The organism is Actinosynnema sp. NPDC091369, from assembly GCF_044757065.1.
Taxonomy (GTDB): domain Bacteria; phylum Actinomycetota; class Actinomycetes; order Mycobacteriales; family Pseudonocardiaceae; genus Actinosynnema.
Genome location: NZ_JBIVUG010000009.1, coordinates 249,943 through 275,321 on the forward strand (window position 1 = coordinate 249,943; position 25,379 = coordinate 275,321).

Annotated in this window: 26 protein-coding genes; 9 read left to right on the plus strand and 17 right to left on the minus strand. The window is 72.8% G+C overall.

The window, feature by feature from the left end; all coding sequences use genetic code 11:
* Positions 1-3 precede the first annotated feature (3 nt).
* The 3 genes from ACIQMJ_RS29970 to ACIQMJ_RS29980 all read right to left on the minus strand — a co-directional run bounded on the left by ACIQMJ_RS29970 (position 4) and on the right by ACIQMJ_RS29980 (position 1,987).
* Positions 4-1,071, minus strand: coding sequence for a VanZ family protein (locus tag ACIQMJ_RS29970; RefSeq protein WP_499764335.1), 1,068 nt, complete (start codon positions 1,069-1,071; stop codon positions 4-6).
* A 111-nt stretch (positions 1,072-1,182) separates the two neighbouring features.
* A complete protein-coding gene (locus tag ACIQMJ_RS29975; RefSeq protein ID WP_499764336.1) occupies positions 1,183-1,659 on the minus strand; it encodes an SRPBCC family protein in 477 nt (158 codons plus the stop codon).
* A complete protein-coding gene (locus ACIQMJ_RS29980) occupies positions 1,649-1,987 on the minus strand; it encodes an ArsR/SmtB family transcription factor (RefSeq protein ID WP_499764337.1) in 339 nt (112 codons plus the stop codon). Before ACIQMJ_RS29980 ends, ACIQMJ_RS29975 begins: the two co-directional genes overlap by 11 nt.
* 144 nt (positions 1,988-2,131) lie before the next feature.
* Here ACIQMJ_RS29980 and ACIQMJ_RS29985 point away from each other — a divergent pair, with 144 nt between their 5' ends.
* Positions 2,132-2,539 carry a DoxX family protein gene (locus ACIQMJ_RS29985; protein ID WP_499764338.1) on the plus strand — a complete coding sequence of 136 codons (408 nt, stop codon included), beginning with the start codon at positions 2,132-2,134 and terminating at the stop codon, positions 2,537-2,539.
* 2 nt (positions 2,540-2,541) lie between these two features.
* On the opposite strand, the gene ACIQMJ_RS29990 is transcribed toward ACIQMJ_RS29985, so the two are convergent.
* From ACIQMJ_RS29990 to ACIQMJ_RS30000, 3 genes are all read right to left on the minus strand, one after another.
* The gene (locus ACIQMJ_RS29990) at positions 2,542-3,237 is read right to left on the minus strand and encodes a TIGR03089 family protein (protein WP_499764339.1); all 696 of its coding nucleotides are present in this window, start codon (positions 3,235-3,237) and stop codon (positions 2,542-2,544) included.
* A gap of 251 nt (positions 3,238-3,488) precedes the next feature.
* Positions 3,489-4,679 carry an LCP family protein gene (locus tag ACIQMJ_RS29995; protein WP_499764340.1) on the minus strand — a complete coding sequence of 397 codons (1,191 nt, stop codon included), beginning with the start codon at positions 4,677-4,679 and terminating at the stop codon, positions 3,489-3,491.
* An 83-nt stretch (positions 4,680-4,762) separates the two neighbouring features.
* On the minus strand, positions 4,763-6,211 hold the full coding sequence (locus tag ACIQMJ_RS30000; RefSeq protein ID WP_499764341.1) for an LCP family protein: 1,449 nt from the start codon (positions 6,209-6,211) through the stop codon (positions 4,763-4,765).
* A gap of 254 nt (positions 6,212-6,465) precedes the next feature.
* Here ACIQMJ_RS30000 and rfbB point away from each other — a divergent pair, with 254 nt between their 5' ends.
* The 3 genes from rfbB to ACIQMJ_RS30015 are packed head-to-tail and all read left to right on the plus strand — an operon-like array spanning position 6,466 to position 9,125.
* Positions 6,466-7,458: a dTDP-glucose 4,6-dehydratase gene (gene rfbB, locus ACIQMJ_RS30005; protein ID WP_499764342.1), complete on the plus strand. Its 993-nt coding sequence runs from the start codon at positions 6,466-6,468 to the stop codon at positions 7,456-7,458.
* Positions 7,458-8,351 carry a dTDP-4-dehydrorhamnose reductase gene (gene rfbD, locus ACIQMJ_RS30010; protein WP_499764343.1) on the plus strand — a complete coding sequence of 298 codons (894 nt, stop codon included), beginning with the start codon at positions 7,458-7,460 and terminating at the stop codon, positions 8,349-8,351. The genes rfbB and rfbD overlap by 1 nt, the downstream gene beginning before the upstream one ends.
* Before the next feature lie 27 nt (positions 8,352-8,378).
* Entirely contained in the window at positions 8,379-9,125 is a 747-nt protein-coding gene (locus tag ACIQMJ_RS30015) for a hypothetical protein (protein ID WP_499764344.1), read from the plus strand.
* On the opposite strand, the gene ACIQMJ_RS30020 is transcribed toward ACIQMJ_RS30015, so the two are convergent.
* From ACIQMJ_RS30020 to ACIQMJ_RS30045, 6 genes are all read right to left on the minus strand, one after another.
* Positions 9,122-9,562, minus strand: coding sequence for an Imm1 family immunity protein (locus tag ACIQMJ_RS30020; RefSeq protein WP_499764345.1), 441 nt, complete (start codon positions 9,560-9,562; stop codon positions 9,122-9,124). The two genes, ACIQMJ_RS30015 and ACIQMJ_RS30020, sit on opposite strands and share 4 nt — an antisense overlap.
* 278 nt (positions 9,563-9,840) lie before the next feature.
* On the minus strand, positions 9,841-10,182 hold the full coding sequence (locus ACIQMJ_RS30025) for an SdpI family protein (protein WP_499764346.1): 342 nt from the start codon (positions 10,180-10,182) through the stop codon (positions 9,841-9,843).
* 329 nt (positions 10,183-10,511) lie between these two features.
* Positions 10,512-11,597, minus strand: a complete 1,086-nt coding sequence (locus tag ACIQMJ_RS30030) for a glycosyltransferase family 4 protein (RefSeq protein WP_499764347.1) — start codon at positions 11,595-11,597, stop codon at positions 10,512-10,514.
* Positions 11,590-14,079 (minus strand): glycosyltransferase, encoded by a 2,490-nt coding sequence (locus ACIQMJ_RS30035; RefSeq protein WP_499764348.1) that lies wholly within the window; start codon positions 14,077-14,079, stop codon positions 11,590-11,592. The genes ACIQMJ_RS30030 and ACIQMJ_RS30035 overlap by 8 nt, the downstream gene beginning before the upstream one ends.
* Positions 14,080-14,126: 47 nt before the next feature.
* Complete coding sequence (locus tag ACIQMJ_RS30040) at positions 14,127-14,525, minus strand: CU044_2847 family protein (RefSeq protein WP_499764349.1); 399 nt, start codon at positions 14,523-14,525, stop codon at positions 14,127-14,129.
* Positions 14,526-14,535: 10 nt separating this feature from the next.
* Entirely contained in the window at positions 14,536-15,450 is a 915-nt protein-coding gene (locus ACIQMJ_RS30045) for a glycosyltransferase family 2 protein (protein WP_499764382.1), read from the minus strand.
* Positions 15,451-15,476: 26 nt separating this feature from the next.
* Between ACIQMJ_RS30045 and ACIQMJ_RS30050 the strand changes: the two genes are divergently transcribed.
* The 4 genes from ACIQMJ_RS30050 to ACIQMJ_RS30065 all read left to right on the plus strand — a co-directional run bounded on the left by ACIQMJ_RS30050 (position 15,477) and on the right by ACIQMJ_RS30065 (position 19,829).
* Entirely contained in the window at positions 15,477-16,511 is a 1,035-nt protein-coding gene (locus tag ACIQMJ_RS30050; protein WP_499764350.1) for a glycosyltransferase family 4 protein, read from the plus strand.
* A 79-nt stretch (positions 16,512-16,590) separates the two neighbouring features.
* A complete protein-coding gene (locus ACIQMJ_RS30055) occupies positions 16,591-17,718 on the plus strand; it encodes a glycosyltransferase family 4 protein (protein ID WP_499764383.1) in 1,128 nt (375 codons plus the stop codon).
* Positions 17,719-17,781: 63 nt separating this feature from the next.
* Positions 17,782-18,633: a glycosyltransferase family 2 protein gene (locus tag ACIQMJ_RS30060; RefSeq protein WP_499764351.1), complete on the plus strand. Its 852-nt coding sequence runs from the start codon at positions 17,782-17,784 to the stop codon at positions 18,631-18,633.
* Positions 18,634-19,397: 764 nt separating this feature from the next.
* A complete protein-coding gene (locus tag ACIQMJ_RS30065) occupies positions 19,398-19,829 on the plus strand; it encodes a hypothetical protein (RefSeq protein WP_499764352.1) in 432 nt (143 codons plus the stop codon).
* On the opposite strand, the gene ACIQMJ_RS30070 is transcribed toward ACIQMJ_RS30065, so the two are convergent.
* The gene (locus ACIQMJ_RS30070) at positions 19,767-20,657 is read right to left on the minus strand and encodes a DNA-3-methyladenine glycosylase family protein (protein WP_499764353.1); all 891 of its coding nucleotides are present in this window, start codon (positions 20,655-20,657) and stop codon (positions 19,767-19,769) included. The genes ACIQMJ_RS30065 and ACIQMJ_RS30070 overlap by 63 nt on opposite strands.
* Positions 20,658-20,666: 9 nt before the next feature.
* Positions 20,667-21,743: a mannose-1-phosphate guanylyltransferase gene (gene manB / locus ACIQMJ_RS30075; protein ID WP_499764354.1), complete on the minus strand. Its 1,077-nt coding sequence runs from the start codon at positions 21,741-21,743 to the stop codon at positions 20,667-20,669.
* Positions 21,744-21,900: 157 nt separating this feature from the next.
* Here manB and ACIQMJ_RS30080 point away from each other — a divergent pair, with 157 nt between their 5' ends.
* Positions 21,901-22,293, plus strand: a complete 393-nt coding sequence (locus ACIQMJ_RS30080; RefSeq protein ID WP_499764355.1) for a hypothetical protein — start codon at positions 21,901-21,903, stop codon at positions 22,291-22,293.
* Positions 22,294-22,536: 243 nt separating this feature from the next.
* Here the strand turns inward: ACIQMJ_RS30080 and ACIQMJ_RS30085 are convergent, their stop codons facing one another.
* From ACIQMJ_RS30085 to cofD, 3 genes are read right to left on the minus strand one after another with little or no spacing between them, the layout of a single operon-like run.
* Positions 22,537-23,073 carry an NUDIX hydrolase gene (locus ACIQMJ_RS30085; protein ID WP_499764356.1) on the minus strand — a complete coding sequence of 179 codons (537 nt, stop codon included), beginning with the start codon at positions 23,071-23,073 and terminating at the stop codon, positions 22,537-22,539.
* Positions 23,070-24,404 carry a coenzyme F420-0:L-glutamate ligase gene (locus ACIQMJ_RS30090; protein ID WP_499764384.1) on the minus strand — a complete coding sequence of 445 codons (1,335 nt, stop codon included), beginning with the start codon at positions 24,402-24,404 and terminating at the stop codon, positions 23,070-23,072. Before ACIQMJ_RS30090 ends, ACIQMJ_RS30085 begins: the two co-directional genes overlap by 4 nt.
* Positions 24,397-25,362, minus strand: a complete 966-nt coding sequence (gene cofD / locus ACIQMJ_RS30095) for a 2-phospho-L-lactate transferase (RefSeq protein WP_499764357.1) — start codon at positions 25,360-25,362, stop codon at positions 24,397-24,399. Before cofD ends, ACIQMJ_RS30090 begins: the two co-directional genes overlap by 8 nt.
* Positions 25,363-25,379: the final 17 nt, after the last annotated feature.

Consider the following 25,379-nt stretch of genomic DNA (forward strand, 5'->3'; position numbering starts at 1 on the left):
CCGTCACGGGACGGGCGACAGCGGGGCCGCGCGGGAGTGGTCGGCCGTCGGGACGGCACGGGTTCCGGCGGCCAGGTCCGGCAGGCCCCGCTGGTCGCGGCGGAAGACGGGGAGCACGAACGCGCCCAGGACGAACACCGCCAGCACGGTCAGGTCCAGGGCGAACCACCAGCTCGACGGCGCCAGCGCCGTGTAGGTGATCAGGCCCGTCACGCCCAGGAGTTCCCGAAGGGCGATCCGCAGCGGGTTGGCGCGGTGGCCGTCCGCGCGTCGCCGTTGGTAGCGCAGCAGCCACCCGCCCGGGGTCCGGCCGGTCAGCGACGGCAGCACGACGCGGACCGCGATCGTCAGGGCGAGCAGCCACCACAGGTCGTCCCGGAACACCAGGTGCGTCAGCACGATCAGGATGATCACGTCGACGGCCAGGCCCAGCAGTCGCCGCGGCACGCTCACCGTGTCCGGTGGCGCGGCGGAGACGTCGGGGTGGGGCACGGCGGGCACGACGAGCGCCGCCGGTGCGATCATCCAACCGAGCAGCGAACCGGCGGTGTTGGAGATCAGGTCGTCCACGTCGGCGATGCGGTACGGGCAGGGGAACGCGCCCAGGTTGCCCGAGTACTGCACGACCTCGACCGCCAGCGAGATGCCCAGGCCGATGGCGATCACCGTGAGCGGACCGCGGCCGTAGGACTTGCGCAGCACCACGCCCAGCGGCACGAACAGCGCGACGTTCAACGCCTGCTGGAGGAACACGGTGGACGTGACGACGGCCTCGATCCCCGAGCGCCCGGTGGCCGCCAGGTTGTTGCGCATGTCCGTCACCCACCGGAACGGCGTGGTGGACAGCATGTCCTCGCCGGTGCACTCCAACGAGGACGGGAACGGCAGGAAGATCAGCGCCATCGCCACCAGCCCGTACGCCAGCAGCCCGTACAGCACCAGCGCCCGCCGCGGCTCCACCCGACCGAACCGGTAGTAGTGCAACGCGATCAACGGCAGCAGGACCAGCGCGCCGACGCCCACGAACGCCGCGAAGCCCGTCCGAACGGGCTCCAGGTACGAACTCAGCATGTCCACCGATCCGGTTCACGATCCCCGCGACGAAGGTCATCTGCTCAGTAGCCCCATCGCGTGAACGCCAAACCCGATCGGCTTACGTTCCCGCCGAACGGACGCGAAGCGTCAGACGGACGCCAGGTACGCGGCCAACCGCTCGTAGCTGCTGTCCGCCCCGTCCTTCATCCCGGTGCCCAGGGCGCGGTCCCGGTCGGCCTGCGATGGGTACCTCATCGTCTGCACGACCGTCGTGCGGTCACCGTCCGCGATGAACTCGGTGGTGTTCACCGTCGCCGGCCACTCCGGACCCCACTGCTCGGTCTGCACGGTCCTCGACCACGGCGTGACCTCCTGGTACTCGCCGGTCATCGCCATCTCGCTGCCGTCGGCCCGCCGCCACACCATGTGCCACCGACCGCCGGGCCGCAGGTCGATCTCGCACACGGGCATCGTCCAGCCCTCGGGCCCGAGCATCCAGTGCACGACGTGCTCCGGCTTGGTGAACGCCTCGAACACCAGCTTTTGCGGCGCGTCGAACGTCCTGGTGACGGCTACCTCCACAGCGGACGGTGTGCTCCACGACGTGGTGGTGTCAGTGGTCATCTTCCTGCTCCTTCATCCGTTCGAGGTAGGTGTCCAGGCGGCGGTAGCTGTCGTCCCAGAACCGGCGGAACCCGTCGGCCCACTCGGTGACCTCGCGCAACGGCGTCGCGTCGAGCGTGCACGGCCGCCACTGCGCGTCCCGGCCGCGCGTGATGAGCCCCGCCCGTTCGAGCACGCGCAGGTGCTTGGAGACCGCCGGGCCGCTCATCGCGAACGGCTCGGACAGCTCCTTCACGGTCGCCGCGCCGTCGGCCAGCCGCGCCAGGATCGCCCGCCGCGTCGGGTCGGCGAGGGCCGCGAAGGTGACGCTCAGGGGATCGTCGGCCATCTGTACCTAACCTCTTGGTTATCTAACTGATTGGTTTTCTACGCCGCTGTCGAGTCGCTGTCAACACCGCTCGCCCCGCCCGGAACTGGTTGAAAGTTCATATAACGTCGGGTGCGTTCGACCGTCGACACGAAGGGAAACGCAATGCTCAAGGACGTGGCAGCGCTCATCGGCCGGATCGGCGTGGGGGTCGTGTTCCTGGCCCACGGCTGGCAGAAGGTCACCGAGTGGGGGCTCGACGGCACCGCCGCCGCGTTCGCGGGCATGGGCGTGCCGCTGCCGACGCTGTCCGCCTGGTTCGCCGCGATCGTCGAGCTCGCGGGCGGCGCGCTGCTGATCCTGGGCGTGGCGATGCCGGTGGTCGGCGTGCTGCTGGCGGTGGAGATGCTCGGCGCGCTGATCCTCGTGCACCTGCCGAACGGGTTGCTCGGCCAGGGCGGCTACGAGCTGGTCCTCGTGCTCGGCGTGGCCGCGCTCGCGCTCGGGTTCAACGGCGGGTCGTTGTCCGCGGCGCGGTGGGCGAAGGGGCGGAAGGCGGAGCAGCCCGCCTGACGTCAGCCGACGAGGTCCAGCGTCGTCTGCTCACTGGCGCGGCGCGCGGCCAGCAGGTCCGGTGCGGCGTTGCTGCACTGCACCAGCGAACCGCCGCCCGCCAGCACGGCCAGGAAACCGTTCAGCAAACCGTCCGGCAGGCCCCACTCCACAGTGGACAGCACGCGGGACGTCGTGGTGATGCCCAGCGTCGCGGCCCGCTGGTGCGCCTCCTCCACCACTTCGTCCACAGTGGAGCGCAGCAGGGCCGGGGTGTCGCCGGGTACCGGCTCCCAGGGCGCGAAGTCGTCGCCGAACACGCGCACGTCGTCGTTGTAGTCCACGGGTGCGCCGCTGCCCAACCCCATGGGGTGCAACGACGCCACGGCCGTCACCAGGGCTCCGGGCGCTTCGCCGCCGGGCGCCACGACCGCGACCTTCGCGCCGTTCGGGTCGTCCGTCACGGTCGCGCCGCACCACCACGCGCCCAGCAGCACGCCGGCGGTCTGCCAGTGCGCGGGCAGCAGCACGGCCACTGGGTCACCGGGCTCGACGTCGTGCTCGTCACGCAGCCAGTTCGCCGTCTTGGCCGCCCAGTTCCGGATCGTGGCGCGGGACAGCTCGACCCGCGTGCCCGCCGCGTCGTCGTAGTGCGTGATCAGGGGACGGCCGGGGTTCGCCGCGAACAGGGGCGCGAACAGGGCATCCGTGACGGTCATGGTCCAACCTTGCCACGCCCCGCCGCCTCACCGCCCACCCACCCACGCGTGAGTCGAACCCCCAGGTCCCGAGAGTCGAACGCTCAGGTCCCGTGAGTCGAACGCTCAGGTCCCGTGAGTCCTACGTTCAGACCATCCGAGTTCAACACTCAGAGCACGCGCCGGCCGTCCTGAGCGTTGAATTCGGGGTACCTGAGCGTTCGACTCTCGCGACCTGAGCGTTCGACTCACGGGTGGGCGAAACGGCCGCGCTAGTCGACGCAGGGCGGACCGGCCTGCGCGGCACGGCGACGCGCGCCGTCCATGCCCACCAGGCGGTCCGCCGCGAAGCGCTGGGTGGACGACGCCGTGGTGGACGCCGCGGTGGACGACGGAGCGGTGGTCGGGGCCGGGGTCTTCTCACCCAGCAGCTCGGCCACGAACGCCTTCACCTGCGCCGGGTCCACCGTCACGATGCTCTGGCCGCGCTCGTTGCGCGCCCCGACCCCGGTCACCGGGATGGTCGCGAACTCGATGTTCCCCCCGGCCAACCCCCGCGCCTGCCCCGCGAACGTCGCCAGGTCCAGGTCCTGGTCCACCACGATCGACTTGCTCACCGCGTCCAGCAGCCCGGACAGCCGCGCCGGGTCGGCGAGCGTGCCCGCCGACAGCAGCTTCGACATCGCCGCCGACATGAACACCTGCTGCCGCGTGATCCGGCCCAGGTCGCCGTTCGGGATGCCCTTGCGCTGCCGCACGAACGCCAGCGCGTCACCACCCGAGATCGTCTGCACGCCCGCCCGGAAGTTCGCGCCCGAGTCCGGGTCCGACGTGGCCTGCTTCAGGCACACGTCCACGCCCCCGATCACCTCGGTGAGCAGGTAGAACCCGTACAGGTTGATCTCCGCGTAGTGGTCGACCCGCACGCCGGTCAGCTCCTGCACCACCTGCACCAACGCCCGCCGCCCAGCCTGGTCGCCCGCCTTGGAGCGCTCGGTCAGGTCGGCCACGCCCTCGTCCGCCAGGCGTTGCATGGTGAAGAACTTGGTCAGCCCGTACGCCGAGTTGATCTTCTGCTCGCCGAGGTCCGGGATCGGCACGTACGTGTCGCGGGGGATGGACACGGCGTGCGCCTTGCTGCCGTCGTGCGGCACCCGCATCACGATGATCGTGTCCGTGTTGAGCGTGTCCGTCGCCTCGGTGCGCAGCTTCCGCAGCACGTGGTCGGGCAGCTGCACGCCCTGGGCGTCGGTGCGGCTGTCGCTGCCGACCAGCAGGATGTCGGTCGCGCCGTCGTTGGCGGGCGGTGCGTTGGGCACGTCCGACAGCACGGTCAGCACGTCGGTCGTGTTCACGCTCTCCTGCACGCGCTGCAACGTCGTCCAGCCGTACCCGGCGGCCACGAGCACGGCCGCGGACAGCAGCGCGACGAGCACGCGTCCGGCGATCACCGCAGCCTGCACCGGGTCCTCCTGTGAATGGGTGTCCGATCAGGCTAACCACCTTCGGCCGGTCGGACGTCCGGGTTCACCAGGAGGTGGGTGTGTCAGTTGACGCAGACCACACCGTCGGCGGTGATCGGTGGGGTGGAGCTGGTCGTGGGTGCGGTCTTCGTGACGGTGCCGTCCACGGAGGCCGGGTCGGACTGGTCCGGCGGCGCGTAGTCGGCACCGGCGTACACCAGAACCTGCCCTCTGGGCACGGAGTCGTCCTCGACGGCCTCGGCGTTACCGCCCAGGGCGGAGATCACCTTGTCGGCGCTCGCCCGCTCGCCCGGCGCGTGCCGCACGGTGGTCGTGTCGGCGTAGGCCCCGGACTCCGCTTGGCCGCGGCGGAAGCCCTTCTCCACCAACATGTCCAGCACGCTGGCCGCCAACCGGTTCACCCCGGCGGCGTTGTGGACGTGCACGGTGATCGCGGACGCCGGCGGACCGGACGGCGTCGTGGTCGTGGCGGGCGCCTTCGACGGGTTGTTGTCGGTCGCCAGGCCCTTGATGAACTGCCGCACCTGCGCCGGGTCGACCGGCAGCACGTTGCCGTCGCTCCACGTGTCCATCGGGTCGCCCACCGGGATGGTGCGGAACTGGATGTTGCCGCCCACCAGGCCCTGCATCTGGGTGGCGAACTCGGTGATGTTCCAGCCCTCGCTGAGGACGACGGACTTCTTCACCGCCGTCACGAGCTGGTCCAGCTTGTCGAAGTCGGTCAGCGTGCCGGTGGACAGCACCTTGCGGGCCAGCGCGCCGATGAACACCTGCTGCCGCACGATCCGGTCCAGGTCGCCGCCGGGCAGCCCGCCGCGCTGGCGCACGAACGACAGCGCCTTGGCGCCCTCGACCGTCTGCCGGCCCGCCGGGAAGTCCGCGCCCGAGTCGCGGTCGCTGGTGGCCTCGTTCAGGCACACCTCGACGCCGCCGAGCGCCTTCGTGACCTCGTAGAAGCTGGCCAGGTTGACCTCGGCGTACCGGTCGACGGTGATCGAGCCGCCGGTCAGCCCCTCGATCGTCTTGATCAGCGTCTTGCGGCCGGCCAGCGTCGACTCCCGCTCGATGCGCGCCTCGCTGGTGACGCCCTCCTCGCGCAGCCGCTGCGCCGTGTCGTTCTTCTGCCTGGCCAGCGCCGAGTTGAGCTTGTGCGTGCCGAACCCGTCGGCGATCTCCACGTACGCGTCGCGCGGGAACGAGATGGCCACCGCGCGGGTGCCGTCCTGGGGTACGTGCACCAGGATCATCGTGTCGGTGTTCTGCGTGCCGTCCGCCACACCGCCGTTGAGCAGCGCCAACACCTCGTCGGACAGCGGGTTGCCCTGCGCGTCGGTGCGGCTGTCGACGCCGACCAGCAGGATGTCGACCGCGCCGTCGAGCGGCTTGCGCGGCACGCCGTCCTCGTCCTGGGTGACGGAGGAGGCGATGACGTCGGTGGTCGTGATGTTCTCGTCGATGTCGCTGAAGTAGTACCAGCCGTACCACGTGACGACGAGCACAGCCGCCGACACCAGGGCCAGGACGGAACGCCCCGTGAGCGCGAGGACACGAAGAGCAGCCGAACCGCCGGCTGTTTCGGGCGGACTGGAGTCCACTGCCTGCCTCCCCCGTGCGCTCAGGCGTGCCTGGTCGAGATTAGTGGCGCGGTGCTGAACCGCGCCGGACATTCCTCTTATACGGGAGACGCTGTAACAACCGGGTGGGTTGCAGAGAAGGGCCTCGTGACAGACTGCGGTGAGCAGCCGGCTTCGGGAGGGCACTGAGCATGCGGGTTCTGGTAACGGGTGGGGCCGGGTTCATCGGCTCCCACTACGTGCGGGAAATGGTGGGCGGCGCGTACCCGGCCTACGCCGATGCCGAGGTGGTGGTGCTGGACAAGCTCACCTACGCCGGCAACGAGGCGAACCTGGCCCCGGTCGCCGACAACCCGCGGTTGACCTTCGTCCGCGGCGACATCTGCGACCGCGAGCTGGTCGCCGACCTGATGAGCCGCACGGACGTGGTCGTGCACTTCGCCGCCGAGTCGCATGTGGACCGCTCGATCTCCGGCTCGGCCGACTTCGTGCTGACCAACGTGCTGGGCACCCAGACGCTGCTCCAGGGCGCGCTGGAGGCCGGGGTGGCCAAGTTCGTGCACGTCTCCACCGACGAGGTCTACGGCACGATCGACGAGGGCTCGTGGACCGAGGACCACGTCCTGGAGCCCAACTCGCCCTACTCGGCGTCCAAGGCGTCGTCGGACCTGCTGGCGCGCTCGTTCTTCCGCACCCACGGCCTGCCGGTGTGCATCACCCGGTGCTCGAACAACTACGGCCCGTACCAGTTCCCCGAGAAGGTCATCCCGCTGTTCGTCACCAACCTGGTCGACGGCAAGAAGGTGCCGCTGTACGGCGACGGCCTCAACGTCCGCGACTGGCTGCACGTGGACGACCACTGCCGGGGCATCCAGCTCGTCCTGGAGGGCGGCCGCGGCGGTGAGATCTACAACATCGGCGGCGGCACCGAGCTGACCAACCGCGAGCTCACCGAGCGCCTGCTGGAGGCCACGGGCCGTGACTGGGACTCGTTCGTCGAGCCGGTCACCGACCGCAAGGGCCACGACCGCCGCTACTCGGTGGACATCACCAAGATCAGCACCGAGCTCGGCTACGCCCCCCGCGTCGACTTCGCCGAGGGCCTCGCCGCCACCGTCCGGTGGTACCGCGACAACCGCTCGTGGTGGGAGCCGCTCAAGCAGCGCGCGGCCCTGGCCGGCTGATGGCGCTCGCACTGCTCGTCCCCGGCGGTCGCGGCCAGCTGGGCCGCGACCTCGTCGCCGCCGCCCCCGAAGACGGCCTGGTGCACGCCCCGTCCTCGGCCGAGCTGGACCTGACCGACGCCCCGGCGGTGGCGGACGCCGTCGCGGTCTTCGCCTCCGCCGCCCGTGACGCCGGCTACCGCCCGGTCGTCGTCAACGCCGCCGCCTACACCGCCGTGGACGCCGCCGAGACCGACGCCGACCGCGCCGCCGCCGTGAACGCCACCGGCCCGGCCACCCTGGCCGCGAGCTGCCGCGAGCACCACGTCCCCCTGCTCCACGTGTCCACGGACTACGTGTTCCCCGGCGACGGCACCCGCCCTTACGAGCCGACCGACGAGACCGGCCCGAAGTCCGTCTACGGCCGCACCAAGCTCGACGGCGAGAACCGGGTCCTGTCCACTTGGGACCGTTCCTGGGTCGTCCGCACCGCCTGGGTCTACGGCGAGCACGGCAACAACTTCGTCAAGACCATGGCCCGCCTGGCGAAGACGAACGACACGCTGTCCGTTGTGGACGACCAGGTGGGCTCGCCGACCTGGTCCCTCGACCTGGCCGACGGCCTGGTGGAGCTCGCCGCCACCGTCGCCGCGGGCGGCACCCCGCCCCGCGTCCTGCACGCCACCGGCGCCGGCGAGACGACCTGGTGCGGCTTCGCCCGCGCCATCTTCACCGAACTGGGCCTGGACCCCGCCCGCGTCCGCCCCTGCACCACCGCCGAGTTCCCCCGCCCGGCTCCCCGCCCGGCCTACTCGGTCCTCTCCAACGAGACCTGGGCCGCCGCCGGCCTGACCCCGCTCCGCAACTGGCGCGACGCGCTGACCACCGCGGTCGCCACCAACGCCGTCCCCTGAGCCCGACCACCGGTGCAGGAGGACACCGTGGACGTCGTCACCCTCGCTTCCCACCCCCACCTCGCCGAGGCCGTGTACGCCATCCCCTACCCGCCGGGCTCGCCCGCGTTCATGCAGGGCGACCTGGCCTCGCTCCTCGTCCGAGGCCGTCGGGTGGCGCAACGCTGGCCCCACCTCGTCGTCGCCGTGCTGCACGACGGCCGGCCCGTCGCCCGCGGGATCATGGTCGCCTACCGCGCGCAGCGCGACTCCCGCCCCCGCCTGCCCGACGGCGGCTGGGACCAGGTCGCGGTGTGGGCCGCCGAAGACCTGATGGACGGCGTCGAACCGGACACCGCCTGCGCCCTGGAGATCGCCGTCGCCCCCGACCACCTCGGACGAGGGCTCTCCACCGCGGTCCTGGCCGCGATGCGCACGGCCGCCACCGGCCTCACCGAACTGCTCGTGCCACTCCGCCCACCGGACAAGGCCGGGGAACCCCGCACCCCCATGGGCGCCTACGCCGCGCGCACCCGGCCCGACGGCCTGCCCGCCGACCGCTGGCTGCGCACCCACGTCCGAGCCGGTGGCCGGGTGGAGGGCATCGCGCGGTGCTCGTCCACCGTGCAGGCCCCGCTGGAGCGGTGGCGGGCGTGGACCGGGCTGCCGTTCGACTCCGACGGCCCGGTGGTCGTGCCCGGCGCGCTCAGCCCGGTGCTGGTCTCGACGTCACAGGACGTGGCCGTCTACGTCGAGCCCAACGTCTGGGTGTCCCACGCCGTCGCGCGGACCTAGGCGGCCTGCCAGGTGACCGACGTCGGACGGTCCGCCGTCGTCAGGAACTCCTTCAGCGCCGTCGCCAGCACGTCCAGCGGCACACCGGCACCGGCCGGGAAGTCGACGTACTCGGACCGGTACTCGGGGGACGCCGGGTCGCCCTGCAAGGTCGAGTAGTCGTGCTCGGGGTCGGCGTACGTCAGGTAGCCGTAACCCCGGTGAACGGCCGCGGCGACGTCGTGGTCGGGGATCCGGGTGGCACCGGGCGCGCCGAGCAGCCCCTCGGTGTCGGTGATCATGTCGCGGTCCTGGTGCTCGATCACCGCCGGGCCCGCGCCGGGCTCGGCCAGGCGGGTCAGGAGGGTGTCGACGTCCTCCGGCTCACCGACGGTCATCTCGTCGGCGGCGTCGGCGTCCTGCTCGTCGTTGATCGGCCACACAGCCGTGAAGCTCATGGCCGGCATCATCGCAGTGGACGCGCTGAGTGACCACCCGAGGGGTCGGTTGCGCCGTTGGGGTGGAGTAGGTTTGTCGCACTGGTTTTGCGCTCAAGCAGTGCGAGAACCTTTCCGCCATGTCCGCGATCGGGCGATCCCCTGAAGCGACCGCGCCTCGCCACGAAGGCGAGCGTCAGCGGTTCCTGCGTCGCGTCTGTGCCGTGACCGGTTCACGGCAGATCTCGTGGAGCGTCCTCAAGCCCGCCCAGTCCGACCGGCAACCCGGGCACTCGTAGTCAGCTCTCCTGCTTCGCCGCGCCGATGCCGCGCAGCATGCCGACGACCATCGGCGGCACCATGCCGACCGAGGTGACCAGGACCGTGGCGAGCAGGGTGCCGTCGTCCGGCACGAACCACGCCACGACCGCTCCCACCACACCGATGGCCCCGCCGACGATCGTCGGCGGTCCCGCGGCCTTGTTGGCGGCGCGGAACGCCTCTTCGCTGCGCATGGTCGCGGGGGTGCGCAGGCCGGCGAAGCGGTTGCGGGGCAACCGTTCGGTGAGGCCGAGGTAGCCGACGAGGCCGACGACCAGGCCGCCGAATCCCAGGACCAGTGCCAGGAAGGGCTGGATCACGGCCGCGGACCCGCGAGGAACGCCGTCCGGGTGGCGCGGGGGACGGCATCGTCGTGGCTGGACTCGCGCCACGTCCCGGAGGTCGGCTCCGACGCTCCCATTCGCTGTGCTCCTCCTCGACCCACCTCCGCGGCGAGGCCGGCGAGGCCGGGCCGAGCGCGGTGCCGCACAAGTCTCAGAACTCCAGCCTATACCGCTCGCCGCCTGCCGGACGTCGTGAAGCGCGAGCCGAAGGTCCTCGACGCGTCGGGCCTCGACTGCGACAACGGCCACGGCACCGGCCCGCGGTGGGCCCCCGCAACCCGCCTCGCGGCGACGCCCGGCTCCGGTCACCGCCCCGCGGCGCGCCGGTAGGCCGTCACGGTCTGCTCGGCCGTGCGCCGCCACGTGAACTCCGCCGCGTGGGTCCGCCGTGCCGCCTGGTCGGCGGGCGTCGGCGGTGCTTCCACGGCCTCCACCATGGCCGACGCGAGCGCCTCCACGTCACCGACCGGCACGTGCGCCGCGTGCCCGCCGGCGACCTCGCGCAGCGCCGCCACGTCCGTGCACACCACCGGCACGTCGCACGCCAACGCCTCCAGCACGGGCAGGCCGAACCCCTCGTCGCGCGACGGCATCACCAGCGCCGCCGCACCCGCCACGACGCTCCTCAGGTCCACGTCGTTGAGGTACCCGGTGCGCAGCACCCGGTCGTCCGAGCCGGCCACGTGCGGCCCGGCCAGCACCAGTGGCGGCAACGACGGCCGCGCCGCGTGGGCGGTCAGCAGCGTCCCCAGCCCCTTGCGCGGCCCGCCCGCGCCCACGAACAGCAGGTACTCCGACGGCAGCCCCAGCCGGGACCGCAGCGCGGGCGACGGCGGCCGGGCGGCGAACCACGCCGGGTCGACGCCCAGCGGCGTCACCACGATCTTCGACTCGGGCACGCCGAGCCGGTCCATCACGACCTCGGCCACCGCGCGGGTCGGCGTGCACACCACGTCGGCCCGCGTGGCCGACTTGTGCACCAGCTCCGGCAACCGCCGGTCGGACGGGGGCAGGTCGCCGGGCGTGTCGAGGAACGCCAGGTCGTGGATGGTGGTCACGCCACCCGCCCGCAGCACCGGCGGCAGGACGAAGTTCGTCGCGTGCATGACGTCGGTCGGCCCGGCCAGGAACTCCACCGGCGGGAACGGCATCCGCAGCCAGAACTGCCGCAGCAGCCGCGCCGACACGGGCAGCCCGCGCGCCACGACGTCGTGCGGCAGCACGGTCCGCAGCGCCCGCCACCCGCGCAGCGTGAACGCGACCGCGCGCACGTCGACCTCGTCCAGCATCGACGCCAGCTCCTCGGCCAGCGCCGCCGTGTACCGGCCGATGCCGGTCCGCTGCCCGAGCAGGGGGGTGCCGTCGATCAGCACCCGCAGCGGCCTAGCCACGGCGCAGCTTCTTCAGCACGCGGCCGGTCGCCCGGCGGGCCACCTCGCCCGCGCCGCCGGCGGTCATGTACTCCTTGACCAGCGCGACGTCCCGCTGCACCTTCTCCATCCGCCCGAGCGGCCGGTTGCGCACCATGAACGTCGAGCCGGGCAGCCGGTCGGCGGCCGGTCGCGGGTTGCGGCAGAACTCGGTGAGCGGCGCGAGCACGTTCTCCCAGGTGAACCGTTCCCGCACGCCCGCGATCCGCTCCACGCACCCGGCCGCGAAAGCGGTGTCGTACAGGACCTTCTCCAGCGCGTCGGCCAGCGCGTCCGGGTCCTCCGACGGCACCACCACGCCGAGCCCCTCGCGCCGCACCAGGTCGGCGAACGAGTCGCCGTCCGTGGTCACGATCGGCAGCCCGGCCCACAGGTAGTCCAGCACCCGGGTCCGGAACGCGAACGTCGTCTCCACGTGCTCGTAGTGCGTGGTGACGCCCGCGTTCGCGTCGAGCAGCCAGTTCTGCCGGTCGTGGTAGGGCACCCAGGTCTCGTTGAAGAACACGTGCGAGTCCACGAGGTCCAGCCGCTTGGCCAGCGCCCGGGTCTGCCCGGCGATGTCCATGTCCGGCACCTCGGGGTTGGGGTGCTTCATGCCCAGGAACACCAGCCGCGCGTCCGGGCGGCGGGTGCGCAGCCGGTCCATCGCGTGCAGCAGGGTCAGCGGGTCGAACCAGCTGTAGACGCCGCCCGCCCACAGCACGACCTTGTCGGACTCGTCGATGCCCAACGTGGAGCGCAGCCCCGGTCCGGTGCGCTGCGGCGGCTTGCCCGGCAGCCCGAACGGCGCCTCGGCCAGCAGCGAGCGCACGGTCGGGTCGTTGTCGTACAGGGAAGGCGTGAGCCGGCCCAGCGCGGTGAGGTGGCCGAGCCAGAAGTGCCGCTGCCGCTCCGACGCGCACAGGAAGAAGTCGCCGCGCGCCAACTGGTCGTTGATCACCTTGGTGACGCCGACCAGGTCCAGCTCGCGCTGCTCGTCGGTGGCGTCCTTGCCCTGTTCGAGCAGCTCCAGGTGCATCGGGTCGTAGATGTCGCAGACGACGACCTTGGTGGAGGTCGGCTTCTTCAGCTCCGGCACGAACTCCAGCGCGTGCCCCTGGAGCACGACCACGTCGGCCCACTCGACCTGCGCGCCCAGGTCGCGGCGGGCCACCTTCAGCACCGGGAACGACGCCTCGGGCGGCGCGCACAGCGGGTTGATCGTGACCAGCCGGACCTCGTGCTCGCCGGACAGCACGTCGGCCATGTTCCAGGCCCGGATCGCGGGGCCCGCCATCTTCTCGGTGATGGCGTCGCCGGTGATGACCAGGACGCGGCGCGGCCGGCCGAAGACCTGCTCCAGCCCGAACACCTCGACCAGCACGTCGTGCGCGGCCAGGTAGCGGGGCAGCGGGTAGGCGGGCTCCATGGCCTTGCGCATCAGCGGCACCAGGTCGGCGTCGGACACGCGGCGCGCGGCCTGCTCGGCCTTGCGCGACTCGGCCAGCGACGGCAGCAGCTCCACGAACTGGTCGATCGCCAGGAACCCGGCCAGCGCCTGCCGCGACACCGGCACGGGCGCGCGGTCGTTGGCGGGGTTGTCGGGGCGGCGGGTGATCTCCAGCTGGGTGGCGTCGATCTCGCCGCGCGCGGTGGCCCGGCGGACCACCAGGGCCAGCGCGGCGGGCAGCGCCTTGGCCAGGGTCTCGTCGGAGAAGTTCTTGTAGAGCGCGGCGAGGGCGTTGCGCTCCAACAGGTACAGCTCACGGCTGCTGTCCACACTGGACATCGAGGCGTGGTGCTTGTGGTAGGTCAGGGAGGTGGGCACGTAGCGGACGCGCCAGCCGCGCAGGTTCATCCGCCAGCCGAGGTCGACGTCCTCGTAGAACATGAAGAACCGCTCGTCGAACCCGCCCAGCTCGCGGAACACCCCGGTCCGCACCACCAGCGCCGAGCCGGTGCCGAACAGCACGTCGCGCGGCACGTCGTGGGAGCCGTCGTCGGGTTGGCCGGCGTGCCGCTTGTAGCCCATGCCGAACCACGTGAGGCCGGCGTCCACGAAGTCGATGTCGCGGCCGTCCCAATCGAGGACCTTGCTGGCCACCGCGCCGACGGCGGGCTCGGCGCGCAGCACCGCCACCGCCTCGCGCAGCCACCCCGGGTGGGGCCGGGCGTCGTTGTTGAGGAACGCGACCACCGACCCGCGGGCCGAGCGCACGCCGAGGTTGCACCCGCCGGCGAAGCCCAGGTTCTCCGGCGACTCGACCACCTCGGCGTTCGGCGAGGCGGCCCGGACGCGGTCCGCGCTGCCGTCGCCGGAGGCGTTGTCGACCACGATGACCTGGAGTTTCTCCGCCGGGTAGTCGAGGTCGTCGAACAACGCGCGCAGGCAGGTGATGGTGTCGTCGGCGCCGCGGTAGTTGACCACGACCACCGAGACGTCAGGCAGGGTCCCTTGCTCCACGGGCTAACTCTGCCTCATCACGCTCCGCAGCGTGCGGTCAAGGTGCCCTACGCCTCGGCGTCGGGCCCGTCGGCGGGTTCCGCGGCGGGCTTCGACTCGTTCTCCTCGGCCGGGGCCTGCGGGGGCAGGCTGTCGCGGTGCCACTCGACGGTGATCTTGACGTGGGCCTCGGCGGAGGACTTCGCGATCGCCAGCGCGGCGCTGGAGCTGACCTTCAGGCCGATCTCCACGGCCACCTTGTCGGGCCGCGGCGACGGCATGCTGCCGATCTTCGCGGCGACCGACCTGGCCACCTTCTTGGCCCGCTCGATGCCGTTCTCCAGGGTCTCCTCGGCGCGATCCACCGGGTTCCAGCGGCGCGCCCGCACCGGGCCGTCGTACTCCTCGTCCAGCTCGAACGGCACCAGCTCGCCGTCCTCCGTGCGCACCTCGACGTACTCGGTCACCGGACTCCCCCTAACGGCCCGCCCACTCCCGCCACACCACGCGGCGGTCCACTGTCGCACGTCGGCCGATCCGCCACCGCTGGACCGCCGTCGCGGGCAGCCTGACCAGCACCTCCAGCAGCACCCGCAGGCGCAGCGGCACGTGGAAGTTGGCCGCGTCGGGGACGTCGCGCCGGACCGGCAGCAGGGCGGTGATCGCCGCGAACCTGGCCAGTTCGCGCACGGCCGTGCCCGGGGGCGCGCAGCGCAGCAGGGTCAGCAGGCGGTTGCGCTCGTTCCAGCGGTGGAACGGGCGCGAGCCGGGGTTGGTGCTCGCGCCGTGCCGGTGGCGCACGCGGGCCGGTCCGACGGACAGCACCCGGTGGCCGGCCAGCCGCAGCCGCCAAGCCGTGTCGGTGTCCTCGTAGTAGCAGAAGAACGCGGCCGGCACGCCGCCCACGTGCTCCAGCGCGTCCCGGCGCAGCAGCGCCGCGCCGCCGCAGAAGCCGAACACCTCGCGCCCGGCCAGGACCAGGTCGGCGCCGTGCCCGTCGGCGGTCAACCGGACCCCCACCGACTGGGTCGAGCCGTCGGCCAGCAGCATCGACGGGGACGCGGCGGCGGCGTCGGGCGTGGCGTCCAGGGCGTCTTCGAGGGCGGCGAGCCAGCCGTCGTCGGGCACCGCGTCGTCGTTCAGCCAGGCCACGTACCGGGTGGTGATCGTCGGCAGGGCCGCCGCGAGACCGCCCGCGTAGCCGCGGTTGACCGGCAGGCGCAGCACCTCGGGGCGGCTGGGGTGCGCGGCGATCAGCGCGGCCGTGCCGTCGTCGGAGGCGTTGTCGACCACGAGTGTCCGATGTGGACGCTGGCGGGCGAGGGCGTCGAGGCACGCGGTGATGTGCTCCCGGCCCCGCCACGTCACCACGACCACCGTCGTGCTGGGGATCGACACGGCGTGAGACGGTACGCGACGTGCCCGACCTCGTTGTGCTGACCGAGCAGTTGCTGGCGCCGGTGCCCGGCGGCACCGGCCGGTACACGCGCGAGCTGGCCGCCGCGCTGGCCGCCACCGCGCCCGCCGGGTGGACCGTGACCGGGGCGGTGAGCAGGCACGCGGACGTGTCGGCGGCCGTGGTACCCGGCGTGCGCGGACCGCGCGTGCTGCCCCTGCCCCGACGTGCGCTGATCGCGGCGTGGGAGCGGGGCGTGCCGTACTGGCCGGGCGGCGATTCGGTGCACGCGTTCACGCCGTTCGCGCCGCCGCGCGGGCGGGTGGTCGTGACCGTGCACGACACCGTGCCGTGGACGCACCCGTCGACGTTGACGCCGCGCGGGGTGGCGTGGCACCAGCGCGTGATCAGCCGCGCGACGGCGAGGGCGGGCGCGGTCGTGGTGCCGACGTCCGTCGTCGCCGAGGAGCTGCGGCGGTACGCGCCCGGACCCGCGCCCGTCCACGTGGTGGGAAACGGGGTGACGGCGTTCCCGCCGGAGGAGCCGGTGGACGTGCCGCCCCGGTACGTCCTCGCGATCGGCACCATCGAGCCCCGCAAGGGTTTCGACCTGCTGGCGTTTGCGACGGCCGAGCTGGGCGTGCCGCTGGTCGTGGTCGGGCCGCAGGGCTGGGGCGGGGTCGACCTGCGCGCGCCGCACGTCCACCTGATGGGACGACTGAGCGACGCGCGGCTGGCGTTCGTGCTGCGGCGCGCGGCGGTGCTGGCCGCGCCGAGCCTGGCCGAGGGGTTCGGGCTGCCGGTGGTGGAGGCGATGGCGGCCGGTGTGCCGGTCGTGCACTCCGACGCGCCCGCCCTGGTCGAGGTGGCCGGCGGCGCGGGGGTGGCCGTGGCGCGCGGTGATCGCGCGGCGCTGGTCACCGGGCTGCGGTCGGTGCTGTCCGATTCGTCACTGGCTGATCGGCTCGTCGCCGCGGGCCGGCTCAGGGCCGAGGCGTTCACCTGGGAAAACGCCGCACGGGCGGTGTGGGGCATCCACCTGGGCCTGGTTCGTTGAGGCACAGTTTGCGCCATTCACGGTCTACCCGCAGGCCGCCCGCCGTACCCTTCTGCGCGTGTCACCCGTCGAACCCAGCGTGCTGATCGACACCACCGCCGTCCCGACCGACCGAGGTGGCGTCGGGCGGTACGTGGACTCCCTGGTGGCCGCGCTGGACGCGGACGGCGCACGGCTCAGCGTGGTGTGCCAACCCCGGGACGCCGCGCTCTACACGACCCTGGCCCCCCGCTCGCGGGTCATCCCGGCGACGGACGCGGTGGCCACCCGGACCGCCCGGTTGACCTGGGAGCAGACCACCCTGCCACGGCTGGCCACCCGGCTCGGCGTGGCGGTCGTCCACTCGCCGCACTACACCGTGCCGCTGGCCAACCGCGCCGCGTCCGTGGTGACGCTGCACGACGCGACGTTCTTCACCGACGCGGTGCTGCACTCGTCGGTGAAGGCCCGCTTCTTCCGCGCCTGGACCAGGGCTTCGCTGCGGCGGGCCGAGCTGTGCGTGGTGCCGTCGCGGGCGACCGCCGACGAGCTGGCCCGGGTCGCGGGCGCGGACCGGCGGGTGCTGCACATCGCCCAGCACGGCGTGGAGACCGAGCGGTTCCACCCGCCCAAGCCCGAGGACGTGGCCGAGGTGCGGCGGATGCTGTCGCTCGGGGACGCGCCCTACGTGGCGTTCCTGGGCGCGTTGGAGCCGCGCAAGAACGTGCCGGCGCTGATCCGCGGGTTCGCGCAGGCGTGCCGCGACCGGCCGAACCCGCCCGCGCTCGTGCTCGCCGGCCAGCCCGGCTGGGACAGCCAGGTCGAACGCGCCCTGGACGCCGTGCCGCACCGGGTGCGCGTGATCCGGGCCGGCTACCTGCCGTTCCCGTCGCTGGCCGGGTTCCTCGGCGGCGCGGAGGTGGTGGCGTACCCGTCGCTCGGCGAGGGGTTCGGGCTGCCGGTGCTGGAGGCGATGGCGTGCGGCGCGGCCGTGCTCACGACCCGGCGGTTGAGCCTGCCCGAGGTCGGCGGCGACGCGGTGGCGTACTGCGGGGTCGGCGCGGGTGACATCGCGGCGGCCCTGACCGAGCTGCTGGACGACCCGGCCCGCCGGGCCGAGCTGGCCGCCGCAGCGGTCGTGCGGGCGAAGGACTTCTCCTGGTCGACGTCGGCGGCGCGGCACCGGTTGGCCTACGAGCGCGCGGCGCGCTCGCACCGGCGGCGCTGAGGACGGCGGGCGGCGGGGGACACGCCTTCGTGCGCCCGGCGCGTCACCACTAGGGTGGCCGGCGTGACGCGTTACGGAGACGAGCTGGCGGTGGTGACCGTCACCTACTCGCCCGGCGAGACCCTGGACACCTTCCTGTCCACGCTGTCCGCCGCCACCACCCGGCCGGTGTCGGTGGTGCTGGCGGACAACGGGTCCACCGACGGCGTGCCCGAACGCGCCGCCGCCGAGCACCCGCACGTGACGTTCCTGCCGACCGGCGGCAACCTCGGCTACGGCGCCGGCGCCAACCGCGGCGTCGCGTCGCTGCCCGACTCGGTCGGCTGGGTGGTGGTCGCCAACCCGGACCTGTCGTGGGGCGTGGGCAGCCTGGACAAGCTGCTGGAGGCCGCCAAGCGGTGGCCGCGCGGCGGGGCGTTCGGCCCGCTGATCCGCGAACCGTCCGGCGCGGTGTACCCATCGGCCCGGCTGCTGCCGTCGTTGGGGCGCGGTGTGGGCCACGCGCTGTTCGCGGTCGTGTGGCCGTCGAACCCGTGGTCGCGCGAGTACCGCCAGGCCGAGGCCGCCCCGGAGGAGCGCACGGCCGGCTGGCTGTCCGGCTCGTGCCTGCTGATGCGCCGCGAGGCGTTCGACTCGGTCGACGGCTTCGACCCCCGCTACTTCATGTACTTCGAGGACGTCGACCTGGGCGACCGCCTGGGCCGCGCCGGCTGGCTGAACGTCTACGTGCCGGAGGCCGAGGTCGTGCACATCGGCGGCCACTCGACCCAACGCGCGTCCAAGCGCATGCTCGCCGCCCACCACTCCAGCGCCTACCGCTACCTCTCCGACCGCCACCGCGGCCCGCTGTGGGCGCCCGTGATGCTGGCCGTGCGCGCGGGCCTGTCCCTGCGGCTCAAGCTGATGACCCGATAACTGCGCCTCGCCGCGGTCCGTGGCCGTGGATGATGTCCCGATGCGCCGCTGCTTCTCGTACGGCGACGCGATGAAGCTGCTCGGCGGCGACACCGGTCTCGTGAAGCTGCTGGACCACGTCTCCGCCGCGACGGTGCTGGCCACGGGCGGGATGGACCTGCTGGATGCGCGCCCCGGTGGTCTCGTTCCTGCGCGAGCTGTTCGCCGAAACCCCCGAAGCCGACCGCACGGCCCTGTACCGGCTGTTCACCGACCTGGTGAACACGGTCCAGCACCGCCAACCGGGCTCCGACCACCCCGACTACGTCCCGCGCGTGCTGCCGATCGCCCGCCGCATCGGCCTGCACCGCCAACCTGGTCACGCTCGCGGTCGTCGTCCACGGGCGGCTGCCGGAGGACGACCTGCACCCGACCGAGTGGCACGCGCTGGCGTGGCTGTGGCAGTCACAACTCGGCGGGGAGGAGTCCGTCAGGCTGACCGACGTGCTCGACATCGAGCGCCGTCGCGTGGACGGTCGGTCGGCCCTCGCGGTGGTCCTGCGTGGGGACCGGTCACCGCGGCCGGTCGACATGGCGTGGTTGTCCGACCTCGGTCCCGACACCACGGGCGCGGTCCTACCGCCTCTGCTCGACGATTTCCGCCGGTGGGAGAACTTCCGCCCGACCTGGTCCGGGGGACATGCTCTGCACGTCCTCGAACCTCTCATGGCCACCATGGGGACCGCGCTGAACTCGCTCGTGTCGCACCAGGCGAATTCCACTCCTTGGCGCGGCTGTTGCTCACCGTGCTGACATCTCCGGACCCGGACGAGCGAGTCGCCGCTTACACGACCACTGTGTCGATTCTCGGGGACGAGAACTTCACGCCCGGTGCGACCTACTGGACGCTGCTGCTCAGCGCACTCGCCGACGACGAGGCCACCACCGTTCCGCTGCTCGGGGAAGCGATTGTGGGAAGGCACAACGCCGGTCTGGAAACGGTGGTGCTCGTCCGTTGCGTATCACGGCTGTACCGGGAGACCGTGAATCCGACGAGTCCGAATCTCTCCCGGCTGCCGGATGACGAAGAAATCGCAACAATGGCCGGCGATGACAAGACGTTGCTCATAGCCCTGAAGTCGGTCCTGGGGGAATCACATCGCGCGATAATCGCGAGGGGAGAAGCGGGGGCCCCGGCGGGGCTTCGTGACGCCTGAGGCGAGGATGTAGCGGACGGCGCGGTGGCGTTGCGGGGTGTAGGGGGCCAGGAGTTCGGCCATGCGGTCGTCGTCCACGGCCTCGCCGACCAGCGCCCAGCCGACGATGCCGGCCAGGTGGTAGTCGCCGAAGCTGACCGCGTCCGGGTCGCCCCACGCCCGTTGCGCGACCTCCGCCGCCGTCCAGACGCCGATGCCCGGCACCTTCCGCAGCAGGTCCCGGCCCTCCTGGCCGCCCAGCTCGCACGCGCGTTCCAGCCGGTGCGCCACCTGGGCCGCCGCGATCAGGGCTCGGCGACGGCCGCCGTCCACGCCCGCCCGGTGCCACTCCCAGTCCGTGATGCCCAGGACCGCCCGCGGCGTCGGCGGGACGACCAGGTCGGCCGGTCCCGGGGCCGGCGTGCCGAACCTGCGCGCCAGCTCCCGGTACGACCGGAACGCCTCCACGCCCGTGACCTTCTGCTCCAGGATCGCGGGCAGCAGCACGTCCCACACGCGGCCCGTCGAGCCGAGCCGGATGCCCGGACGCCGCCGCCGCGTCTGCTCGACCAGCGGGTGGTGGCACTCGAACGCCGAGTCGTCGTCCGCCGCGCCCAGCAACGCCGGCAGGCCGTCCAGCAGCCACTGCGCGCCGTCACCCCACGCGTCCGCCTCCACCACGTCGGTGCGGTGGACGCGCAGGGTGCCCGGACCCGCCGGGGTGGTGGCGGTCAGCCACACCCCGTCGGGTCCCGCGCGGAACGTCGGGTCGCCCGCGCCCCGCCGCAGCGGCATCAGCAGCGCGCCGAGGTCCAGCGGGAACGTCGGCGCCCACGTCCTAGTGAGCATCACCGGCCATCACACATCGGCGGAGAACCGCACACCACCCTCCGGCAGCACGACACCCGGCCACACCCGCGCGCCGTTGATCAGCTCGCACCGGGCGCCGACGACCGCGTTGTCCCCGATCACCGCGTCCGACACGACCGCACCGGCCTGCACCAGCGAGTTCGCGCCGAGCACGCTGCGCTCCACCCGCGCACCCTCGCCGACCACCGCGCCGTCGAACAGCACCGAGCCGTCCACCACCGCGCCGGCCGCGACCGTGCAGTTCGTCCCGATCGTCGCACCGCCCGTGACCACGGCGCTCGCGTCCACCTCCGCGCCGTCGAGGATGACCGCGTCACCCCGCAGCGCCAGCGCGGCCGTCGGCGCGACCCCGCGCACCAGGTCCGCCGACCCCTGCACGAACGCCGCCGGCGTGCCCAGGTCCAGCCAGTACGACGCGTCCACGTACCCCTGCACGCGCGCGCCCGCCGCCAGCAGCCCGGGGAACGTCTCCCGCTCCACCGACACCGGCCGACCCGCGGGGATGGCCTCGATCACCTCGCGCCGGAACACGTAGCAGCCCGCGTTGATCTGGTTCGTCGGCGGGTTCTCCGTCTTCTCCAGGAACGCGGTGACGCGGCCGTCGTCGTCGGTCGGCACGCAGCCGAACCGGCGTGGGTCGTCCACCCGGACCAGGTGCAGCGTGACGTCCGCCTCGGCCTTGCGGTGCGTGTCGACCACGGCACGCAGGTCGACGCCCGACAGGATGTCGCCGTTGAACACCACGACGTCGCGTTCCCGCAGCTTGTGGGCGACGTTGCGGATCGCGCCCGCCGTGTCCAGCGGCACGTCCTCGACCACGTACTCGAGCTCCAGGCCGAGCGCCGCGCCGTCACCGAAGTGCTCCTGGAAGACCTCGGCCTTGTAGGACGTGCCCAGCACGACGTGGGTCATGCCGGCTTCCCGGATCCGCGACAGCAAGTGGGTGAGGAACGGCACCCCGGCGGTCGGCAGCATGGGCTTGGGCGCGGACAGGGTCAGTGGTCGCAGCCGGGTTCCCTTGCCCCCGACCAGAACCACTGCCTCGGCGCCTTGCAGCTCCGACATGCCGTTTTTCCTCCTCCGCTTACTTCCACCCGTAGTTTGCGAATACTCTGGCACGAGCACTCCGGCGGCACGGGCGGTGGTCCGTGTCGGCGAGCGTCACCGATCGGCACGCCGGCGTCACCCCAGCCGGCCCAAGGCACACGCAGGAGAGATCCGGATGGACCCCCGCGCTCGGGCCGACGCGGCGCTGGCCCGTGCTCGTGCACGTGGCATCCACGTCGTGACGCCGGACAACATGACGTCGCCCATGGACTCGTCGGCGACCCAGCAGATCCCCCGGGCGATGGTCAACGCGGTCGACCCGCGTGGCGGCGACCCGGACTCGACCATGGTCCTGGCCGCGCACGTCGCCGCAGGTCAACCGGCCCCGCCGCCGCCACCCGCACCCCCGGCCGCCCCGGAACCGGAGCCCGAGCTGCGCGTGGCACCGGGCCCGGTCCCGACCGTCCAACAGGTCCCGACCGCTCGCCCGTCGCTGTCCCAGCGCCTGTCCGGCGGCCAGCCCCCGCACCCCCCGGGCCTGACCCAACGCCTGAACGGCGACTCCTGACCTCCGCGCGAGTCGAACCTCCAGGTCCCGCGTGTCGAACGCTCAGACCCCGAGAGTCCTACGTTCAGCGCCCGAGAGTCCTACGTTCGCGTACCCCGAGTTCAACGCTCGCGACACCCGGCGGGGTACCTGAGCGTTGAATTCGGGGGTCCTGAACGTAGGACTCTCGGGACCTGAGCGTTCGACTCTCGGGACCTGAGGGTTCGACTCTCGGGGCCTGGACGTAGGACTCGCGGGGCGGGGTCAGGGGTGGGCGGCGGTGATCAGGGGGTGCAGGTCGTCGGTGTCCGGGGGGAGGGCGGTCAGCGGCCACCAGGCCAGGTCGAGGGACTCGGAGCTGCGCAGCGGTTCGGCGTCGACAGGGGCGCGCACCAGGAAGCGGACGTCGAAGTGACGGGTCGGCTTGCCCAGTGAGCACGTGATCGGGTGGACGTCCAGGTGGACCGGTTCCGGCGAGATCCGCAGGCCCGTGATCCCCGACTCCTCCGTCGCCTCACGCAGCGCCGCGCCCGCCAGCGTCGTGTCCGACGCCTCGCAGTGCCCGCCCAGCTGCAACCACCGACCCACCCGCGGGTGCAGGGTCAGCAGCACCCGCTCCCCGGACGCGTCCACCACCAGCGCCGACGCCGTGATGTGACCCGGCTCGCACGACCGCCGGCACGCGTCCTCCCGCGCCGCCAGGAACCCCAGGTACGCCTGCCGCAACGACTCCTGCGTCCGGTCCGCGGGACGCCAAGCGCCCAACGTCGCCACCGCGTCCGCGTGCAACGACGGGCTCACAGCTCCACGTACCTCTCGTCCGACTCCGGCAGCGGGCGCGGCGTCAGCTCCGCCTCCGGGTGCCCGATCGCCACCGCGCCCAACGGCTCCCAGCCCTCCGGCACGCCCAGCACGTCACGCACCACGTCCGCGCAGAAGATCGTGGACGACACCCAGCACGAGCCGAGCCCTTCCGCGGCCAGCGCCACCAGCAGCCCCTGCACGGCCGCCCCGCCCGCGACCGTGAACATCGTCCGCTCCGCCGCCGAACGCCGCTCGTCCGGGTAGGAGTGCGCGCCCTCCCGCACCAGGAACGGCACGACGACCTCCGGCGCGGCGCGCAGGATGTCACCCCGCCCCACCCGTGCCGCGACCCGCTCCTCCGACAACCCGTCGCCCCGCAGGTCCGCCCGCCACCGCTCGGCCATCGCGTCCAGCAGCGCCTCGCGCCGCGCGGTCAGCCGCACGAACCGCACCGGCCGCGTGTGGTGCGGCGCGGGCGCGGTCAACGCCGCCGCCACCGCCCGCCGCACGGCCTCCACCGACACCGGTGACGCCGAGAACGACCGCACCGAGCGGCGCAGCAGCACCGCCTCGGCCCGCCCCTGCGCCACCGCCTCGGCCGTGCCCAACCGGAACAGGTCGTCCTCCACCGGCCGGGCCAGGTCACGCGCGGACGACCCGTCGTCGACGACCGGCAGCCCGCGCACCACCGCCACCGGCACCGCGCCCAGCTTGCCCTTCACCAGGTCGGCCGCCGCCGCGATCTCGTCGGCCACCGCGACCTCGGTCACCACCAACGCGTTGCCGTGCCGGTCCGCCGACCCCGCGTACCGGTGCAGCACGGCCAGCCCCGACGACCCGATCGCCGCGTCGGTCTGGCCGACCCGCCACGCCCGGCCCATGGTGTCGGTCACCACGACCGCCACCGACACGCCCAGCCGCGCCGACAGCGCCGACCGCAGCGACGCCGCCGAGCCGTCCGGGTCCACGGGCAGCAACGCGATCTCGTCACCGCTCACGTTGGACGCGTCCACCCCGGACGCCGCCTGCACGATCCCCAGCTTGTTCTCGGTGATCAACGTCCGCCCGCGCCGGGCCAGCACGCGCACCGACTCCGCCTCGACCCACTCCCGCCGCACGGCGTCACGCGCCTCGGGGTCGGCCGGCACCGACACCAGCCGACCTTCCACTTTGGACAGAACCTTGGACGTCACGACGACGATGTCCCCGTCGGCCAACCAGGGCGCCGCCGCCGCGATGGCCGCCGCCAGGTCGTCACCGGGCCGGAACTCCGGCAACCCCGCCACCGGCAGCAGCGTGATCGGCGCGGACGCCGCGTGGTCAGTCAACGTCGACACCGGCCAGTTCCAGCGCCGCCCGCGCCATCGCCGCCGTCGCGTCCACATCGGACATCAGCAGCGGCACCGCGCGCACCGCCACGCCCGGCACGTCCGACCGGTCGCCGGTGTGCACGAGCCAGCCGTCCAGCACGCCCTTGTCGGTGGTCTTGCGCGACCCGTAGTACCGGCCGACGGCCTCGGCGGAGGTCTCCACGCCGATCGCCGACAGGCACGCGTCCGCCATCCCGCGCAGCGGCTTGTTGCCGATGATCGGCGACAGCCCCACCACGCCCGCCTCGGTCTTGCGCAGCGCGTCGCGCACCCCCGGCACGCCGAGGATCGTGTTCACGCTCACCACCGGGTTCGACGGCGCGATCAGCACCGCGTCGGCGTCGCGCAGGGCGTCCAGCACACCGGGGGCGGGCGTCGCCGTCTCCACCCCGACCGACGCGAACGACCGCGCGGGCAGCTGGGCCCGGTGCTTGACCCACCACTCCTGGAAGTGGATCGCCTTCTCGCCCTCGTCCGTCGTCACGACGACGTGCGTCTCGACCCGGTCGTCCGACATCGGCAGCAGCCGCACGCCCGGCTCCCACCGGTGGCACAGCGCCTCCGCCACGGCCGACAGCGGGTAGCCCGCGCGCAGCATCCGGGTCCGCACCAGGTGCGTGGCGACGTCCCGGTCGCCCAGCCCGAACCACGTCGGGTCGGCGCCGTAGGCGGCCAGCTCCTCCTTGACCGACCACGTCTCGCCGGCGCGCCCCCACCCGCGCTCGGAGTCGATCCCGCCACCGAGGGTGTACATGCAGGTGTCCAGGTCGGGGCAGATCCGCAACCCGTGCATCCACACGTCGTCACCCGTGTTCACCACCGCGGTGATCTCGTGCTCCGGAGCGGCCAGCAGGCTCTTCAGCCCGACCAGGAACCGCGCCCCGCCAACCCCGCCAACCAGTACGACGACCTTCACGAGTCGCCATCCTCCCA

Excerpts from the sequence above, each read along its gene's own strand:
- ACIQMJ_RS29970 (WP_499764335.1), bottom strand. The coding sequence starts at position 1,071 with ATGCTGAGTTCGTACCTGGAGCCCGTTCGGACGGGCTTCGCGGCGTTC.
- ACIQMJ_RS29975 (WP_499764336.1), bottom strand. The coding sequence starts at position 1,659 with ATGACCACTGACACCACCACGTCGTGGAGCACACCGTCCGCTGTGGAG.
- ACIQMJ_RS29980 (WP_499764337.1), bottom strand. The coding sequence starts at position 1,987 with ATGGCCGACGATCCCCTGAGCGTCACCTTCGCGGCCCTCGCCGACCCG.
- ACIQMJ_RS29985 (WP_499764338.1), top strand. The coding sequence starts at position 2,132 with ATGCTCAAGGACGTGGCAGCGCTCATCGGCCGGATCGGCGTGGGGGTC.
- ACIQMJ_RS29990 (WP_499764339.1), bottom strand. The coding sequence starts at position 3,237 with ATGACCGTCACGGATGCCCTGTTCGCGCCCCTGTTCGCGGCGAACCCC.
- rfbB (WP_499764342.1), top strand. The coding sequence starts at position 6,466 with ATGCGGGTTCTGGTAACGGGTGGGGCCGGGTTCATCGGCTCCCACTAC.
- rfbD (WP_499764343.1), top strand. The coding sequence starts at position 7,458 with ATGGCGCTCGCACTGCTCGTCCCCGGCGGTCGCGGCCAGCTGGGCCGC.
- ACIQMJ_RS30020 (WP_499764345.1), bottom strand. The coding sequence starts at position 9,562 with ATGAGCTTCACGGCTGTGTGGCCGATCAACGACGAGCAGGACGCCGAC.
- ACIQMJ_RS30070 (WP_499764353.1), bottom strand. The coding sequence starts at position 20,657 with ATGCTCACTAGGACGTGGGCGCCGACGTTCCCGCTGGACCTCGGCGCG.
- manB (WP_499764354.1), bottom strand. The coding sequence starts at position 21,743 with ATGTCGGAGCTGCAAGGCGCCGAGGCAGTGGTTCTGGTCGGGGGCAAG.
- ACIQMJ_RS30080 (WP_499764355.1), top strand. The coding sequence starts at position 21,901 with ATGGACCCCCGCGCTCGGGCCGACGCGGCGCTGGCCCGTGCTCGTGCA.